Genomic DNA, 17,000 nt, shown 5'->3' on the forward strand with positions numbered 1-17,000 from the left:
TTATCTGAGAATGAACAAAAGACTAATCACAGCTTCCATTACAGCTTCTCTGGCTGGTTTTCTTTTTGGTTTTGATACCGTAGTAATTTCTGGTGCTAACCTTCCGATCAAAGAACTGTGGAATACCACCGAGTGGTTTCATGGCACGTTTATCATGTCTATGGCATTGTGGGGGACTGTGGTTGGTGCTTTGTTTGCTGGCATTCCGACCAATAATCTTGGACGCAAAACTACTCTGATCTGGATCGGAGTTTTCTATTTTGTGTCGGCAGTAGGCTCAGGATTGGCCCCAGATCCGTATTCATTTTCCTTTTTCAGATTTATCGGAGGGCTGGGCGTAGGTGTATCGTCTATTGCAGCACCGACTTACATTTCGGAGATCTCTCCTGCGAGTAATCGTGGACGGTTAGGGATCATGTATCAGTTCAATATCGTTTTTGGCATATTGATCGCTTATATCTCCAACTATGCTTTGGAAGGAGTGGGAGGTGACAATGATTGGCGCATTATGTTGGGAATCGAGGCTGTTCCGGCTTTGCTTTATACAGTGATGGTATTTCGAGTGCCGAAAAGCCCAAGATGGTTGATCATACATCAAGATGATCAGGTTCAGGCACAAACGGTGTTGTCACAGCTTACCAATAGTAAAGACGAGGCTGACACCATGCTCCGAACCATCGAGGAGGATCATCAGAAAACCAAAGGGGATACCTCTTCGGTGTTTTCAGCCAAGTACAAACGGTCTTTGTTACTGGCATTTTTAATTGCCTTTTTTAATCAGCTCTCTGGGATCAACTTCATCCTATATTATGCTCCTGAAATCTTGCAAAAAGCTGGTTTTGGATCTTCTGATTCTTTGTTGAGCTCCATATCTATAGGAATCGTGAATTTGATTTTTACATTTCTTGGTATGGCATTAATAGATAAAGCTGGTCGGAAACAACTCATGTACATTGGCTCTGCTGGCTATATAATCAGTTTGTTTATGGTAGCCTTTGGGTTTTACACCGAATCGGGTCCGATATTTAAATTGATCTTTATTTTGATGTTTATAGCGTCACATGCAGTAGGGCAAGGGTCAGTAATCTGGATATTCATTTCTGAGATATTCCCCAATCGGGTCAGAGCTTATGGTCAGGCCTGGGGTAGTGGTACACACTGGGTTTTTGCTGCTTTGATTACACTTTTTGGTGCAGTTTTGATCAATGCTTTTGCTCCATGGGTAGCTTTTGTATTCTTCGGTAGTTTTATGGTTTTACAGTTGCTCTATACGCATTTTATGATGCCCGAGACCAAAGGCAAGTCTTTAGAAGAACTCGAAGAAGAACTAGTTGGATGATATGAAAAATAAGCTGTTTTATTTCTGGTTAACCCTGTTTTTCACTGGCACTGGATGTCATGATCCGAAATATTCAGGAAACCCAATTCTTGAGGGCTGGTATGCTGACCCGGAGGGAGTGATTTTTAACGATCAATACTGGATATATCCTACCTATTCGGATAGCTACAGTAAGCAAGTATTCATGGACGCATTCTCTTCCAAAGATCTGATTGCATGGGAAAAGCATGAACGAATCATTGACACAGCAGCTATCAGTTGGGCAGATAGTGCGATGTGGGCTCCAGCAATTGTTGAGAATGGAGGTATGTATTTCTTGTTTTTTGCTGCCAATGACATTCAAAACAATCAGTCAGTAGGAGGAATTGGGGTGGCAGTGTCCGAGACTCCCTCAGGGCCTTATCGTGATTACCTGGGCCAGCCACTCCTGGACACAATCGTGAATGGAGCACAACCCATCGATCAATTCATCTTTAAAGACACTGACGGTCAATATTACATGATTTATGGAGGATGGAGACACTGCAACATCGTCAGGCTCAGTGATGACTTTACCAAAATCTTACCATATGATGACGGCTCATCTTTCAAAGAAATCACACCTGATCAGTATGTAGAGGGGCCGTTCATGTTCATCCGAAATGGACGCTATTACTTCATGTGGTCCGAAGGCGGATGGGGTGGCCCAAATTACAAAGTGGCTTACGCCATCGCTGATTCGCCATTCGGTCCCTGGGAGCGGGTAGGGGTAGTGCTTGAGCAGGATCCCGAGGTGGCTACCGGTGCAGGTCATCATTCATTGATCAATGTGCCAGACACGGATGATTGGTATATCATTTACCACAGACGGCCATTGTCTGAAACCCATCATAATCATCGCGTAACTTGCATCGATCGATTGGAGTTTGATGATGAGGGTTTTATCAAACCGGTGAAGATTACCTTTCAAGGTGTGGAGGAAAACCGACTTTAACCGTTTGGCACCAGTCAGACTACATCAGACATGAGTAACCAGGGGTGTCAGATAGCCCTGGTTTTTTTTTATTGTGTTTTCACTTAGTTGTTTAGAGTCTCGTATTCAGCACATTATTAAAAATGGAACCAAAAGTATAGCTCATTCCGAAACCAAGATTTAGCTTGCTGGTGGTCGCAAGTGCCCGTTGTTGGAGGATGATGTCCTCTAGTGAAGCTTCCCCTTTTGGAAGGTTGATTTGGTCTTTGATCACCTGAAAATCTGCATTTACCCGAACTGAAAATCCTTTAAAGAGCCTGACAGACGCATAGTTGTTGATCGATAGACGGTTTTTGTGCGGATCATCAATGAAATGAGAAGCACGTACACTTGAGTAGAGACTACCCCAGTTTTTACGATACCTCAAATTCATCGATACTGACTGGCTATAGAAGGACTCCTCCATTTTGTCGAAGATGGTCGCCTCCAGATAGTCCTGGTGGTTGTAGTTGAATTGGTAAGCAAAAGTAATCTCGCGTGTGAGCACTTCTTGATAATCATAAATAGAATATTCAATGGCTGGAGCTACCGCAGACCGCAGCTTAAAGTTGTCAACCGTGTTGGAGCCGATATTCCCGAAAACTCCCGCAGACCAGTGGTTGCCCAGACTTTTCACGATGCTCCCACCCAGAAATTTACGATCACGTATACTGGTAAACGAGCTGTTGTCAGATTCAGTGATTTTAAGGATGTTTCGGTTGTAATTACCATCGAGACGCACTCTCCAGTGCTCAGTTACTTTGTCACCGTCAAAGCCCACATTATAATTGAATTCCTCCCGAGTGTCCTGATGCTCCATGTCCATGTTGCCGCGGACAGAAAATATCCAATTGTTCCAGGGATCTTCGATCTTATCCGTAGAGGTTTCTGCAATTTCATTCATCACCACATCCAGGCTCTTAGATAAGTCCGTATGCAGCAAGTATGGTACAAAACCTTTCTTCAGAGTCTCTAGAAGAAGGTCTCTTATCTCATTGCCGGTCAGTGTACGGGAAAAGTCAACGGTAAACTTGTTATTAATCCCATCAAATCTTTCTTTGCCCAGATATTCTATTTCATAAATGATAGAAGATGGATTGCCAGAAGTATTCACTAATACATAGATTTCAGCCATTTCCTGATCACGGACATGATCTAAAAAGTCAATATTCTGTCGCATGTAGTTGTCATCGCAACCACGACAATCAATTTGGGCTTTGATTCGTGATGGCGTATCAGTGGCTTGAGCCAATGACATATAGGAAACCAATAGACAAAAAAGGTAGGTTGTGTGTTTCAATTTCATTAATCGTACGAGTTACGTTAATCACACAAATGAATGAAATCTCACCTTCATAGCCTAAAGAAGACTCATGAACAGGAATATAGTGGTATGAATGGTGATTACTCTTGGTAAAATTCTATTAAAGAACGGGCATATATGTTTTTCCAACCATCGGTGATATCGGCAAAAGCATCCTCAGGAATGTTTATTTGGCTCACTTCTAATGAGGTCCCTTTTTTATGTGGGTGTAATTTAATGGTTACCGGAGAGGAGTGATTCTCACCAAAGTACCATTCCTGACGAATTTCTTTTCCTTCCACAAAAAGGACATTTTTGCCAACGATGCTTTCATCCCAGAGTGAGAACTCACTATTGGGTTTTTTCTCGAAAACAGCCGGAGCACCGGTCCAAAGTTCAATGGTCGGCTTGAACGTAAGTGCAGCAAACACCTCTTCTGGTTCGGCTGGTATGATGAAGTATTCTTTGTAATCCATAATCTGTTAGTTAAAGATAGCCACTGCTCTGACAGGTGAGCCCGTTCCACCTTTGATTTTTAAGGGTAACCCAATGAACTGAAATGCACCTTTGTTGACTAGTTGATGTAGATTGATGAGGTTTTCATAATGTGTAAATCCTAGCTCACCACATATTTTATGTACTGCTCTGTTGGTTTTTCCTTTCACTCCGGGAGCCATGGACTCCACTCCAAAAGCAGCTACTTTTTGTACTCCGAGCCAAATGGCTGCCTCTTCATCCAGTCCCGGATTGTTGGACCATTCTTCGGTCTGAAAATGCCGACGGTAATGATCGGTGTAGAGCAGTACGGTATCTCCCTGATGAATGGGGTGCTCATAACTCGCTTCTATAAGGTCTTGTTTGGTGATTACGTCACCAGGGTTTTTGAATGACAGATTCAGGCAGATTCCTCTGGTAATAAAGGTGGAGAGCGGCATGCGGTCGATAGTGACATTGCTAAACTCCTTTCCCATATGAGAGATAGCATCCACATGCGTGCCAGCATGTTCGCTGAGATGCAGTTGATTGACAGCTGGTGTTTTCCATTTTTTCTCAGGCTCTCCATTCCACTCTTCATGCGTGGCGTGTACAGTTACCTGTACGGCTGGCTGAGTGTGGTGCACTGCCATGCCATCAGTGATTTCCTGACTGAGATCTATTATTTTCATGACAATAAAAAACCCTTCCTATGGCTATAGGAAGGGTTGGTGTTTAAGTCTTATGTATATTAATGGCTTTTCTCTTCCTCGTCATCATCAGCAAATTTGAGCGCTGCTGCATGTCCGTGTTTGTAGCTGTGAGTGATTTTCTCTGTTTGAGCCAATAGTAAAGCAGATACGATGAATACCATGTGAATTACAATCTCAATGATGATACCTTCTGAACCCGCTTTTTGCTCAGCTTCTCGGTAATCAATGAATGTTTTCAAAAGTTGTACCCCAGAGATGGAAGCAAGAGACGTAGCAAGTTTAATTTTCAACTGGCCTGCATCCAGATCTTCTAACCACAGCGGTTTGTCTTCGTGACTATCCACGTCGATTCTACTGGTGAAAATGGAATAACCACCAATGGTCACCATTACTACCAGGTTCATAACCATAGAGATGTCTACCAGTCCAAGGATTCGGAGCATCATGTCCGTTTCACCAAGTATGGTGGTTTGTTCCCAGGTGTGATAAAGCTCCTGGAAGAATTTAACCAGGTATAAAAATGATCCGAAAATCAGTCCAGTGTATAATGGTGCTTGTACCCATCTAGACCAGAACATGAATCCCTCGAAGAAATTCTCAAACTTTTTTAAGCCAGACTCTTGTGCCATTTTGATTTGTCTTATTTACTAAAAGGAAATATACAATTTTCTGATTGGTTGACCTTCCGGATCAATCGAAAATTCAATCACCGCTCGAAATTATCACAAAAGTACGGGATAGCATGTCATGAAGTCCTTTTTTTTGAGGGTTTAGTTCAATTACTGCAAAACCAACAAAGAAGGTGCAAACACTGAGTAATTTTACGCAGCTCCTCAGTAGAGCATGAGTCGGTGTTAAAAAATGTCCCTGCTTATCGACAACTTTTATTTTAGCCATGCGTTTGCCTACCGTGCCACCTTTTAATGTAGTCATCACTATCTCATAGATGAGAGATAGTGCCAGACACAAAATGACTAACAGCGTGTTAGATGAAATGAAAAAGCTAATCAGGTAGTACCCTGGCAATAAAATAAGAAGGTCTATGTTGTGAGCCATCAGACGGGGCCATAAGCCAGCATGCACCATCGAATATTCCTTTTTTTCTACTATATTGATCAAACAATAACAAGATTCCAACCATGCGCGCAATAAAGATTATTGCCATCATTTTGATCTTACTTGTTCTAGGCGTTTTCGGACTGATTTATGGGTTGCCGAGCAAGACACACATGGAGAGAAAAGTGACCATCGCAGCACCAGCTCATAAGATCTATCAGGAGCTGATTACCTACAGGAATTTTAACAAGTGGTCGCCCTGGGCCATAAAAGACCCTAACGCAGCTTATTCGTATACCGGACCGCAATTTGGCGTGGGTTCAACTATCTCCTGGTCTAGTGACAATCCAGACCTGGGCAATGGCTCTTTGGAAATCTTACTGACTGAACGAGACAAGCGTGTGGTTTGGGAGATGCGATTTGATGGGTATCAAAGCACGCCTACTGCATCTTTTCTGCTGAGCCAAAAGAGTGCTAATGAAACCGAAGTGATCTGGGCGTATGATGAAGAAGGAGTGGAGGGATTTTCAAAGATTTTCATGCTGGGTATTGATGGGTTCCTGGGAGGGGATTTTGAGCTTGGGTTGGAGCAGCTGAAGCAGCGCGTGGAGAGTTTGCCCAATTTTAATACACGAATTGCACCACAGCAGGTTAATGGATTCTACTATTTGGGCATACAGGACTCGACTCTCAACGAACCATCCCTGGTCGACACACGAATGGCGATTGACTTTGGTGAGCTCACTACCTACATCAATCAATATGACCTGTCTACGACTGGGAGTCCGCTGGCCACTGTGACTGCTTCAGGCACGTTCGATTTGAAATTCATTTGTGGAATACCGGTCATGCGACAAGATACGGTGTACAACGAGCGCATTCAGATGTACTATCAGGATACCACACAAGCACTGGTGGGCGAATATTATGGGTCTTATAGTGGCCTGGAAGTAGTACATGAGGAAATTGAGAAATTCGCCAGTTATTACAACTATGATCTGGTGGGAGACTCCTGGGAAAGCTACGTTACCGACCCGGAACAGCAGTCTGATACTAGTCAGTGGCTCACCAAAATCCATTATCCTATCCAATAACCTTGTGATTTTTTAAGGATTAAGACTTTTGTTCGCTTGAGATATTCATTAAGCGAATATTAACCCCTCTTTGTTGTGAATATTGAAATTTTTATAGGATTGATATAAATAATTCAATAAAGGCAGTATTTCTCACATGATAAAGTGGAGGTTTCTAATCGTACATCGATTTCATTAGATGAGATGTAAAAAATTCCCGTTTACTACATATTTCATCTAATAAAAACACACAATACTTGCGAATGTGATCAGTGTTTGTCCAACTTTGTATCATAATTCATAACGAAACATGAATAAAATTATGAGACATTCTATCAAACACCTACTGGCACTATTAATAGTTTTTGGTGCTACAACAACTTTTGCCGTAGACTCAGCTTACATGGCGACTGTTTGTAAGATCATCGCAGAACAAGAGAAGATGTATCGTGTAATGTTCTATGCTCCTACTGAAGAGAAAGTGTCTGTTCAGATCAAAAATGAAGATCAGCAGATTGTATATACAGAGTCTTTGAAATCATCCGAATTTGTGAAAAAGTACGACTTATCATACTTGCCTAAAGGTCAGTATGAACTGGAAGTGAAGTCCCAGGGATATGTATTCAAAGAAGCATTCGAATTGGGTAGCTTGAAAGGCTTCAATTTTGATTTCGCTCAGCTGGAAGACAAGTCGATCTCCCTGGTAGGCTCGCAAGCACAAGGCAAAGAAGTAAATCTTTACATTCTTGATGCCAACCAGGACGTGGTTTACAAAGAAGGATTCGAAGATACCAAGCAGGTACATAAGAAGTACAACTTGCAAAAGCTTCAATCTCAGAAAGTTACCTTCCTATTGTATCACAACGATCAATTGGTGAAAAAGCAAGCTTTCGATTTTTAAATCGAGGTAAACCTAAAGACAGATCACTCAAAATGAAGGATGTCAATTTTGACATCCTTTTTTTGTTGTAATAATTGAATCAATCATATACTTTTGCCATCCGTTTATCGGCGGGGAGATGTGAAATCCCTGAACTAGAAGCCTCCCGAAATTTCGGGAGTGGCGGTCCTTAGATCCCGATAGTTATCGGGATGGGAGGTAGACGCTTAACGCAAGATGCCTGAGTGGCGGAACTGGTAGACGCGCACGACTCAAACTCGTGTTCCGCAAGGAGTGCCGGTTCGATTCCGGCCTCAGGTACTGAAACCCTTTTCAACTTTGTTGGAAAGGGTTTTTTGCTTTAAGTTCCACAAGAAGTGTCGGTTCCCCCGAAGCTTCGGGGCGGCCTCAGGTACTTAGACCTTCCTCGATTAGAGGAAGGTTTTTTTGTTATTAGGGTGTTCCTCAAGAAGTGCGGCTTGACCGAATCGTTGGACCGTCTGGCCTCAGGTTTCTTCATTTAAGAAGAATTGATGCAAGGAGCGCCGGTCCGACCAAACGTTGGCCCGATTTTTTGTTTATAGTGTGTTCCGCAAAGATTGCTGGCTTGACCGAATCGTCGTATCTCAGTCGCAATTCTATAGACTACACCTTTAATGCTAATTTACATTTACTAATATTGAATGTTATGATTATTTGGTTTTACCTACATTACTTTGAACTTGTGATTGTTTTCTAATCCAAATCAATGAGGAACTTAGCTTTTTTCTTTCTGATATGTATCTCTTGTAAAGAGAGTTGCAATTCCATTTATCTTGAGCCAAGATTGATGAATTCAATCAGTTACCTTTCAGATTCAACCTTCGTTAGTAAGGTTTATGATATTTCCATTGGGCCAGAAGGTATATATCTTTCTGACTATGTGAGAGGACAGGTCATTGCATTGGATGGAGAGACTTATGATGTTAGAAGGACTTATGGAGTCCCAGGTGAAGGTCCAGGTGAAATTCAAGGGTTATCTGCTTTTTACCTCTCAAGTGATAGTATTTACGCAATCAATCAGGCAAGAAAGGAAGTAGTTATCTTTCACAAAAATAGTTCAATTCCCAAAAGATGGTTCTCAATAGATAGAAGTATATCCTCATCAGAGTTTGACCTTAGTTTCTTCGTTGAAGATGAGGTGGTTTTCGCCTCGGCACCTAAAAATGGAGCTCCATTAGTTTCAGTTAAAGTAAGTGATGGGTTGCTTTTAAAGAAGTTTGGAAAAGAATTTAAATACGGACACCCAACTCAAAATTTAATTAGAAATGGACGTCATTTATTTGGTTTTGAAAATAAGATCATTTCCGTCTCGGATAATATGCCCGTATTGGAGATCTACAGCAATCAAGGCGAACTATTGGTGTCGGATGACATATCAGATAATTGTGATGTTAATGAGAGACTAGAATTTATCAAAGATCAAAATGATATTGCTCCTAATAGTTACTATAATATGTTTAGAGATGTTTATTATGATGATCAGAAATTATACTTACTGACTATTTCTGGCAGAGATAAACCTAGGGTGAATAAAATTTTGGTTTATCAGGTTGATGACAATGGGTTCACATATGACAGAACGCTTCAACTTCCTGGTATTTGGTACACCGCTTTAGCATGTCACAATGATTCTCAACTTGTCATTTTTGAAAATGGAACTGAATCCCTTCATGATTTTAATTTTTAAAGGCTAGACCCTTACATTGGTCAGAGGTTCAGAAATCAGCACAGATAGAAATCTGGATAGCAGAATTGAAGCAATCGGTAGAATGTGTAGCTATTTCATGAGATCACACAACAGTTGCAAAACCCAAACCAACTTCCTACCTTCGTTTTACATTTCTAGCGACCTCCGCCCGAGGAAGTCCTCCTAATCATCTGAAATCTTAATTTTATTTTTTGCCATGAAAAAGTGGAAGAAGCTATCTCAGGAAGAGATCAAGCATCGTGTATTTGCTGCTCTGTCAGAGAACGTAGACTATTACCATCAAAACATCCTGGGTGTTCCCGCCTCACACCTGGATGATCGCGTATTTTATCAAAATGCGCCCTTTCTAGAAGATGCGCCATTTTTAAGCACGCTTATTCACAATCCCAATCACATCGGATGCCATACGCTTGGCTCATCTGAGAGCTTTTTTAAAGGGACGCAACAAATCGAAAAGGAGGTGATCTCTATCTGTGCAGAAGACATCCTCAAAGGTGAAGGTGATTTTGATGGGTATGTGGCCTCAGGAGGTACTGAAGCCAATCTACAGGCCGCCTGGATATATCGTAACTATTACCTGCAGGAGCGTGATGCAAAACAGGAAGAAATCGCATTGATCACTTCTGCTGATGCACACTATTCTTCAGCAAAAGCCTCGAATGTACTGCAAATTGACTTTTATAAGGTAGCTGTAGATGAGGAAGATCGTTCCATCAGCCAAGAGAGCGTAAAGGTGGCGATAGAAGCAGCCCAGCAAGATGGAAAGAAGTACTTCATTGTGATGGCCAACATGATGACTACCATGTTTGGCTCCGTAGATGACATCCATTGCTATACGCATGTGCTTATCGAGCTTAACGTGGAGTTTAAATTGCATATAGATGGAGCTTACGGTGGGTTTTTCTATCCCTTTGCCAGGCAGGAAAACGAACTGAATTTTAGCAACCCTCATGTAAACTCAGTGACACTGGACGCACACAAAATGCTTCAGGCTCCCTACGGAACGGGTATTTTCCTAATCAGAAAGGGTTGGATGCATTATGCCAATACCGAAGAAGCCAGCTATGTGGAAGGTCAGGACTTTACCTTGATTGGGTCCAGATCAGGGGCCAATGCCATCGCTATCTGGATGATTCTGATGAACTATGGACCACACGGTTGGTTTGAAAAAACGCTGGTGCTCAATCACCGGACCACATGGCTTTGTGAACAACTTGAGAAGAGAAATGTGTCCTTTTTCAGATATCCAGAAGCAAATATCGTGACCATCAAATCTCATCACTTATATCCTGATCTTTGTAAGAAGTATGGATTGGTGCCAGACAATCATCAGCAGCCATCGTGGTACAAGATCGTGGTGATGGATCATGTGACGGTAGAGAAGCTGGAGCGTTTTCTGGAGGACTATGATGCAATGAACTGATTGCCTTAGATTTACACCATGCCAAAATCAGGAACACAACGAAAAGACGTGGAAATAGGAGCAGAGGTTGAGATTGTGGAAAAACACAATCAGCGCACTGGTGAACTGACCTCAGGTTTTGTGGAGAAGCTACTCACCAAATCCTCCTTTCATCCACATGGAATCAAGGTGCTATTGGAAACTGGTGAGGTCGGTCGAGTGAAGCATATTCTGGAAGATTAGGTATTACCTAAAATCCTCTTCCTTTATAATCCCTTCTTCCAACAAACTGGAGATAACCAGTTCGGTCATTTCACTCTTAAAAACGAACTCGCTTCGGATATCCATCACGTAGGCCTTGAGTCGCATTTTTAGATAAGACCTGCGCTCTTTTACCTCGTTGAAGAAAAGCACCGCGATTGGTTTGTTGAGGTATACGTATTTCGATACCTGAGCTGCTTGCATAGCGATCTCACGTACCCGCACTGTATCAACACTTAGCGGTAACCAAATCTCTGCTACCACCTGGCAGTTGGCCTCACCTGAGTTGGCGTTGGACACCGAGCCATTCATGATGGTGCTATTGGGAATGGCTACTAATGAATCGTCTGGAGTGACGATCCGCGTCGACCGCAGACCTATTTGAGTTACTTCACCATAAAAGGACCCCACCTCGATTTTATCTCCCACCTGAAAGGGTCGATCAAACAGGATCATCACCCCGCCAAAGATGTTTTTAAGAATGTCTTGAGCGGCAAACCCAACAGCCACTCCAACCGATGCAGACAGTGCCAGTACAGTGGCCATCGGTGGCTGGAAGATTCCTGTAATGATGGTAATAATCACCAAAATCCATCCAATGATCCGAACTACAGGGATCAAACCTTTTAGCGTGATTCGATAACGGGTGCTGCGTTCGGCCAGCACCTCCAGAATGCGACTAAACAGTTTGATCAATATCCAGCCGGCAACAACGAGCACAAGCGACCAAAAGAGCTTTGGAATGGAGAATATCTCACTGAGTTTAGGAGCTTGTTTTTTCAAGTCATCTACAGCCTTGTCTTGAGCCAATGCAGCCATGGAGATCAAGAGCAATAGTGCGGAGGTAGCGAATTTCCGGATCATTAGTAAATGAGGTTTTTGGATTTTAACAAGCTGATGACACTTCGATAGACCAGGGTATTGACCAGGTACTGGTTGTCTTTTTTTATCAATATTCCGTCCTCCAGCATCATAGATAGCTGCAGGAAAGCTGCCTGGGTTTTACAGTTCATGACCTGAGCAAACTGCTCCACTGTAAGCCCATCATGCAAAATCAGGGCATGCAATGCCAGCACCTTGTCCATTTTTAATATCCCCAGAAAGCTGAGGTCTGGCTTTTGGAATGAATTGATAACGATTTGGTTCTGATCCACGGATTTGGTGGACAGCAACCAGAACATGAGAGACATGCTCACATTACTTTCTGAAAAGTCGATGAGGTTCTTGAAAAATTTCTTTCGAAGGTGCTCCTGTTGCTCTTCAGAGCTCATTTTACCAAAGCGTTTACTTGATCGGGTGTCCTCATCAGCTTCGAAGAGAATTTTGTAACCACTTATTCGATTTCTTTTTTGTATGATGTTGCTCAGATCTTCTTCACTCGGTTTTTGTAGTCCAATCGGATAGCTGAAGATTTCATGAATGCTCAGCGTCTTTTTAAAATACTCCCAGGTATAAACAGTGCATGAGGTAAGCCAAAACACGTTGCTGGAAGTGTTGCTGATCATCGTTAGTAGTGATTTGACCACATCGAAACCACCCGTTTTTCTGAGGTACAAGTTTTGAATGTCTTCCAGGATGACGATGCGTTTTGGGCCGCTATTGAGGTGTTCTTGTGTGATGTTATATTCGGCCACTTCTTCAGTGTTCAGAATCTTACGCAAGATATGCTGAAATTGACCTTTGCTATCAAGCGATGTTTCACATTTGATTCGTGTGATGGGGTGCTTTAGTGAGCCTGAAGTTTGCAAGTAGTTCAATAAAGATGTCATGCCACTCCACTTTTCACCAAACAGGATGGCTGATCCCATTTTACCTGCCATCCAGTTGGAGTAGGCCTCAGTTATTTGATTAAGTTCTCGTTCGCGACCAACAAATAGCTCCAGATCAGCAAGGGGCTCTATTTTGTAGAGATTTTTATAGATAACCGGTAGGGAATTGATGCGCTCCTGCGAAGTAGATAGAAAATCAGAAACAGCTCTGGATGCTGACTCCTTTTTAGAAGTAAGGAAAAATTGCTGTCGGAAGTTGTGTAGCACTGACCGGGTGCTCTTGTACTGATCAGAAAAGGCACTTTGAATATTGGTCAGGTACCTGATGGTACGTTCCCTAAGCTCAGTCCTGTATGCTTTGGTTTGTTGGATTGCCTTGGCTTTGGCTATTCTCAGACGCATCTCGCGTATGTTTTCATTCACCATTAGCGCTTCCAGTTCCTTGTTATACGTACTAGTGGCTGTTGATAGCTCTTCATGTGTTTTGTCAAAAAGCACGCCTAATGCTTCTTTTATTTCCAGTACCCGCTCTTCAGTTCGTTGGAGGGTCTCCAGTGCCACTTGTTCGGCCGACTCTGAGTTGGTTTGCTCTTGAAGCTGCTGGATGGCCGTGGACAGTCCAAACGTGATCATATGGTCCAGATCTCCTGCCAGAGTTACTTCCTGGTTTAGTTCAGCAATCAACCGACCTTTTATCTTATCTAGTTGCGCGAATAGGGAAGGAGCTATTTCGAAAGTGATCAGCTCTGCCAGTGAAATGGTGGCAATATTGCTGGTGGGAATAGGACCCTCGTACTGCGTAGCTACCTTGGATAGCTTAAGGTCAATGCTCATGGATTTCAAACCCTGATTGATGGTGTTTTCCAAACGGGCTACCGCATTGATAGTGTTTTTGCTGGTGAGAACCTCCAGAAGCCTCGGGATGGTCTCTTCATCCAAATGCTTTTGGGCTTTGTAGTTGCTCTTCTTTAGGATTTGAGAGAGTTCTTCTGTTTGATCAATTTCAGCTCTCGTTTCCTGAATGAAATCAAGGATTTTATCTAGTTCAGGACAGATGGATTGCTCAAAAGTCTTTGCTTGGGATTGATGATAAGTGACCAGTGCGTCGTTTGCTTGCTCTATCAACTTGCGCAACTCCAGGTCCGAACTCCACTCTTCAAATAACAGGAGCAAGGTATTGTTCCATTCTTTACTTTCTTGTTGCCATTTGTTCTCGCATTCTTCTAACTGTGCGGCGAGTCTTTTGCTGGCATAGGTAGATGATCTCAACTCAATCGTATCCACCAGTTCCACATTCTTATTGAGCAACTCCAGCTCAGCTTCAAGCAGTTCGAGGAGTTCTTTCTTCAGTTTGTTTCTGGCAGTATTGAGAGCGGATTGCAGGTTTTTGGACTCATAAAGAGTTGTTTTCTGATCCACACTATCTATCAGCAATTGTGTATAAGCCTTAGTGATATGTTGAAGATACCTGCCTCTAAGTCCAATGCAAGACCTGGTGAAGTTCACTGTCAGATGTTTGTGGACCATGGACCGCAGCGGTACTTTGTGATTCCAGTAGGTCTTTTTTATTGGTAATTTCCTGAATGTATTGGCAAACCTTCTTGGGAGATCTGAAAAAGCGAAAAACATTTTTTTCACCATTTTGCGCATCTTGAGTACGCGTGAGTCATTGGGCTGTCCAATGAATCGATTTTGGTGCTGTTCTACTTCTACAAACTCTGGTAGGTCATTGATGATTTCATGCAAGTGAACGTGAAATTCTTTGGCAAACTCTTGTGGAGTATCTCCTGGACCATCAAAGTGAGTGTAATGAAGCAGCTGATGGATGGCATCCGAAACCTCCTCTGGTTTCATGGTCCTTTGCATCACTTCAGCTATTTCCTCGCGTAGTTTGTTAAATTGGGCGTAGTGCTTTCTGATATCCGACTTGTATACAGAATAGAGTTCTGTCTCTACAAGCTGAGTGAGGGTGGTTTTTAGCGATTCAAGATGCTTATACATTCAAATACTATTAAGGCAATCAACATACGTATATGCTGATGATTTGTTAATCTTAGGTAATAATAAATCTTTTCAAAGCTTTCGTTGTTATCTTTAAAATGAAAATAAAATCCTGAAGAAGATGAAGCGTTTTCCCTATTTCGTGTTGTTAGTTTGGATACTCGCCAGCTGCCAATCCAGCAGCGAACCGGAGTTGCGTAATAGTGAGTATTTGATTCACCGAGCTAACTATAACCCTGTACAGGGAAGAGTGGTTGTAACCGAGCTGGGGCCTGGAAAACTAGAGTTTCGTATCAATCTGAAAAATACGGCAGAGGGAGGTAGTCATCCGGCTCATTTGCACTTTGGTGATGTAAGCCAGGTAGGGGATTTGGCTCTTCGGCTCAATGATGTGGATGGAGCTACAGGTGAGAGTGTCACTATAGTAGAAAATGTTGAGCTCTCAGACGGTCAACAGCTTACCTATGATCTGTTTTTGCAACTAGATGGAAGTATCAAGATTCATATGAATGATAACTTCTTCAAGCACATGGTGCTGGCCTTTGGAAACGTGGGCAAAAATGAGGATTATCTTTTCGATGGTGTGGCTGTTTGCACCGGACACTAATTTAGCCCAGGATTCAAGACTAATCAGAAAACTTTTAAGTTGAAGTTGGTACAAAAAAGAGATCCCTCGTAAGGGAAAAACGAGGGACCACAACCAGCTATGTCTATGACCCTTTCGGGCTAGATTCATGTACAAATCTATGCGTTCCGGTGAATCAGCAAACTTTTGTTCGTCTAACCGCCTGATTTTGTCGGTAAATTCCTTAAAAGGTATGCCTAAAACAAAATTTAAGGAAGCTCTACCAGCTGTTCCAGAGAGTAAGCTTTCGGTTTGTCTGCGAAGAGCGCTTTGGTTTTGGCCCAGGTAGATTCAAATAATTCAGAGTCTCTGTAAGCGTCCAGGTCAGCTTGAGAATCCCATTTGCTTACTGTGTAGTAAGTACTAGGGTAGTGGTGGTCACGGTGCAAAGACAGGTACTGACATCCCTGCCGCGCACGTATTTTCTCTTTACTGGATTCAAATATGGCCTCAAAAGATTCGGTCTTATCCTCCTGAAAGACCATTCGTACGATTCTAGTGATCATAATTCAAAATTGATTAGTACCGGCGCATCTAACACTAGCCCTAGCAGTTCAGATGCATTGCCCTTATTGATTCCAATTTGTAGATAACCCGAACTGTTAAACAATACATAAAACTCGCCCGATTCTACTTCGCTGAAGGATGTATTGATTTTTCGGGTTCGTTCACGACCAAAACAGACCTCAAATGGTTTGTTGCCGTTGATTTTGGTAATAGTGTCAAATTCCGATTTTATGATGTTCGTAATCAGGTTGCCGTAAGTATCTACGCGGATAATATTGCCTGAGATTTCACGCTTGGTTACTTTCAGTTGTCTGCTGTAGAGTACTTTGAGTTGATCTAAAGCAGGACCCATCTCATGGATGTTTTTACCACTAGCCAGAGCACTGGCGATAGGGGCCAGGATGTCTTTTGCTTCGAAGGTTGTGTTGACAGGTTTGAGTTTGTTGATGTCGATGATTGCTGATGGTCGCTGCTGACTAAGCAGGCTAAACAATCCGCTATCCGGCCCAACAAAGTAGTGCTCTTCCAGTTTAATAGCTATCATACTGGACGGCTCTCGAGAATTGAGGTCTACCGCACACAGATGCACAGTATTGGCTGGAAAGTCTCGAAATACATTTTTCAGCACGTACGATGCATGACCGATATCTGACGGATAAATGTCATGACTAATGTCCACGATTTGGATGGATGGGTTGCCCTTCAGGATGGCTGCTTTTACCGCTGCTACGTAGTGGTCTTCAGTACCAAAATCTGACATAAATGTGACTAGCGCCATACAAGCAACGGAAATATTTTTTTAACTTGAGACAAAAATATAAATTCTAAAAGCAAGAAAAATTAAACCCACATAAAT

General features: G+C 42.5%; 17 protein-coding genes and 1 tRNA gene. 9 read left to right on the forward strand and 9 right to left on the reverse strand.

Annotation, left to right across the window (positions count from 1 at the left end; translation table 11 throughout):
* The first annotated feature begins 10 nt into the window (after positions 1–10).
* Together ACO067_RS18595 and ACO067_RS18600 are read left to right on the forward strand one after the other, a co-directional pair.
* Positions 11–1,339, forward strand: coding sequence for a sugar porter family MFS transporter (locus ACO067_RS18595; protein ID WP_421876866.1), 1,329 nt, complete (start codon positions 11–13; stop codon positions 1,337–1,339).
* A 1-nt stretch (position 1,340) separates the two neighbouring features.
* Positions 1,341–2,312: a glycoside hydrolase family 43 protein gene (locus ACO067_RS18600; RefSeq protein ID WP_421876868.1), complete on the forward strand. Its 972-nt coding sequence runs from the start codon at positions 1,341–1,343 to the stop codon at positions 2,310–2,312.
* Positions 2,313–2,403: 91 nt separating this feature from the next.
* Here the strand turns inward: ACO067_RS18600 and ACO067_RS18605 are convergent, their stop codons facing one another.
* The 5 genes from ACO067_RS18605 to ACO067_RS18625 form a co-directional block, all read right to left on the reverse strand.
* The gene (locus ACO067_RS18605; protein ID WP_421876870.1) at positions 2,404–3,636 is read right to left on the reverse strand and encodes a hypothetical protein; all 1,233 of its coding nucleotides are present in this window, start codon (positions 3,634–3,636) and stop codon (positions 2,404–2,406) included.
* A gap of 98 nt (positions 3,637–3,734) precedes the next feature.
* Entirely contained in the window at positions 3,735–4,109 is a 375-nt protein-coding gene (locus ACO067_RS18610; RefSeq protein ID WP_421876872.1) for an SRPBCC domain-containing protein, read from the reverse strand.
* Between the two features lie 6 nt (positions 4,110–4,115).
* Positions 4,116–4,799 (reverse strand): cyclase family protein, encoded by a 684-nt coding sequence (locus ACO067_RS18615; protein WP_421876874.1) that lies wholly within the window; start codon positions 4,797–4,799, stop codon positions 4,116–4,118.
* A gap of 59 nt (positions 4,800–4,858) precedes the next feature.
* Positions 4,859–5,449, reverse strand: a complete 591-nt coding sequence (locus ACO067_RS18620) for a TIGR00645 family protein (protein ID WP_421876876.1) — start codon at positions 5,447–5,449, stop codon at positions 4,859–4,861.
* A gap of 73 nt (positions 5,450–5,522) precedes the next feature.
* Positions 5,523–5,939, reverse strand: coding sequence for an RDD family protein (locus ACO067_RS18625; protein ID WP_421876878.1), 417 nt, complete (start codon positions 5,937–5,939; stop codon positions 5,523–5,525).
* A gap of 20 nt (positions 5,940–5,959) precedes the next feature.
* On the opposite strand from ACO067_RS18625, the gene ACO067_RS18630 reads away from it, so the two are divergent.
* The 6 genes from ACO067_RS18630 (at position 5,960) to ACO067_RS18655 (ending at position 11,224) form a co-directional block, all read left to right on the forward strand.
* Positions 5,960–6,970 carry an SRPBCC family protein gene (locus ACO067_RS18630; RefSeq protein WP_421876880.1) on the forward strand — a complete coding sequence of 337 codons (1,011 nt, stop codon included), beginning with the start codon at positions 5,960–5,962 and terminating at the stop codon, positions 6,968–6,970.
* A gap of 301 nt (positions 6,971–7,271) precedes the next feature.
* Positions 7,272–7,850: a hypothetical protein gene (locus ACO067_RS18635; RefSeq protein ID WP_421876882.1), complete on the forward strand. Its 579-nt coding sequence runs from the start codon at positions 7,272–7,274 to the stop codon at positions 7,848–7,850.
* A gap of 218 nt (positions 7,851–8,068) precedes the next feature.
* Positions 8,069–8,150, forward strand: a tRNA-Leu gene (locus ACO067_RS18640).
* 508 nt (positions 8,151–8,658) lie between these two features.
* On the forward strand, positions 8,659–9,558 hold the full coding sequence (locus ACO067_RS18645; protein ID WP_421876884.1) for a hypothetical protein: 900 nt from the start codon (positions 8,659–8,661) through the stop codon (positions 9,556–9,558).
* Between the two features lie 217 nt (positions 9,559–9,775).
* Complete coding sequence (locus ACO067_RS18650; RefSeq protein ID WP_421876886.1) at positions 9,776–11,002, forward strand: pyridoxal phosphate-dependent decarboxylase family protein; 1,227 nt, start codon at positions 9,776–9,778, stop codon at positions 11,000–11,002.
* 18 nt (positions 11,003–11,020) lie between these two features.
* Positions 11,021–11,224 (forward strand): YwbE family protein, encoded by a 204-nt coding sequence (locus ACO067_RS18655; RefSeq protein WP_421876888.1) that lies wholly within the window; start codon positions 11,021–11,023, stop codon positions 11,222–11,224.
* 3 nt (positions 11,225–11,227) lie between these two features.
* Here ACO067_RS18655 and ACO067_RS18660 read toward each other — a convergent pair whose 3' ends face one another.
* Both ACO067_RS18660 and ACO067_RS18665 read right to left on the reverse strand, forming a co-directional pair.
* Positions 11,228–12,106, reverse strand: coding sequence for a mechanosensitive ion channel family protein (locus ACO067_RS18660; RefSeq protein WP_421876890.1), 879 nt, complete (start codon positions 12,104–12,106; stop codon positions 11,228–11,230).
* Positions 12,106–15,012, reverse strand: coding sequence for a hypothetical protein (locus ACO067_RS18665; RefSeq protein WP_421876892.1), 2,907 nt, complete (start codon positions 15,010–15,012; stop codon positions 12,106–12,108). Before ACO067_RS18665 ends, ACO067_RS18660 begins: the two co-directional genes overlap by 1 nt.
* 121 nt (positions 15,013–15,133) lie before the next feature.
* Between ACO067_RS18665 and ACO067_RS18670 the strand changes: the two genes are divergently transcribed.
* Positions 15,134–15,619, forward strand: coding sequence for a hypothetical protein (locus ACO067_RS18670; RefSeq protein ID WP_421876894.1), 486 nt, complete (start codon positions 15,134–15,136; stop codon positions 15,617–15,619).
* A gap of 227 nt (positions 15,620–15,846) precedes the next feature.
* Here ACO067_RS18670 and ACO067_RS18675 read toward each other — a convergent pair whose 3' ends face one another.
* Together ACO067_RS18675 and ACO067_RS18680 are read right to left on the reverse strand one after the other, a co-directional pair.
* Positions 15,847–16,143 (reverse strand): putative quinol monooxygenase, encoded by a 297-nt coding sequence (locus ACO067_RS18675; RefSeq protein ID WP_421876896.1) that lies wholly within the window; start codon positions 16,141–16,143, stop codon positions 15,847–15,849.
* Entirely contained in the window at positions 16,140–16,904 is a 765-nt protein-coding gene (locus ACO067_RS18680; protein ID WP_421876898.1) for an SAM hydrolase/SAM-dependent halogenase family protein, read from the reverse strand. The genes ACO067_RS18675 and ACO067_RS18680 overlap by 4 nt, the downstream gene beginning before the upstream one ends.
* Between the last annotated feature and the right edge of the window lie 96 nt (positions 16,905–17,000).

It is taken from the genome of Marinoscillum sp., assembly GCF_965229915.1.
Lineage (GTDB): Bacteria > Bacteroidota > Bacteroidia > Cytophagales > Cyclobacteriaceae > Marinoscillum.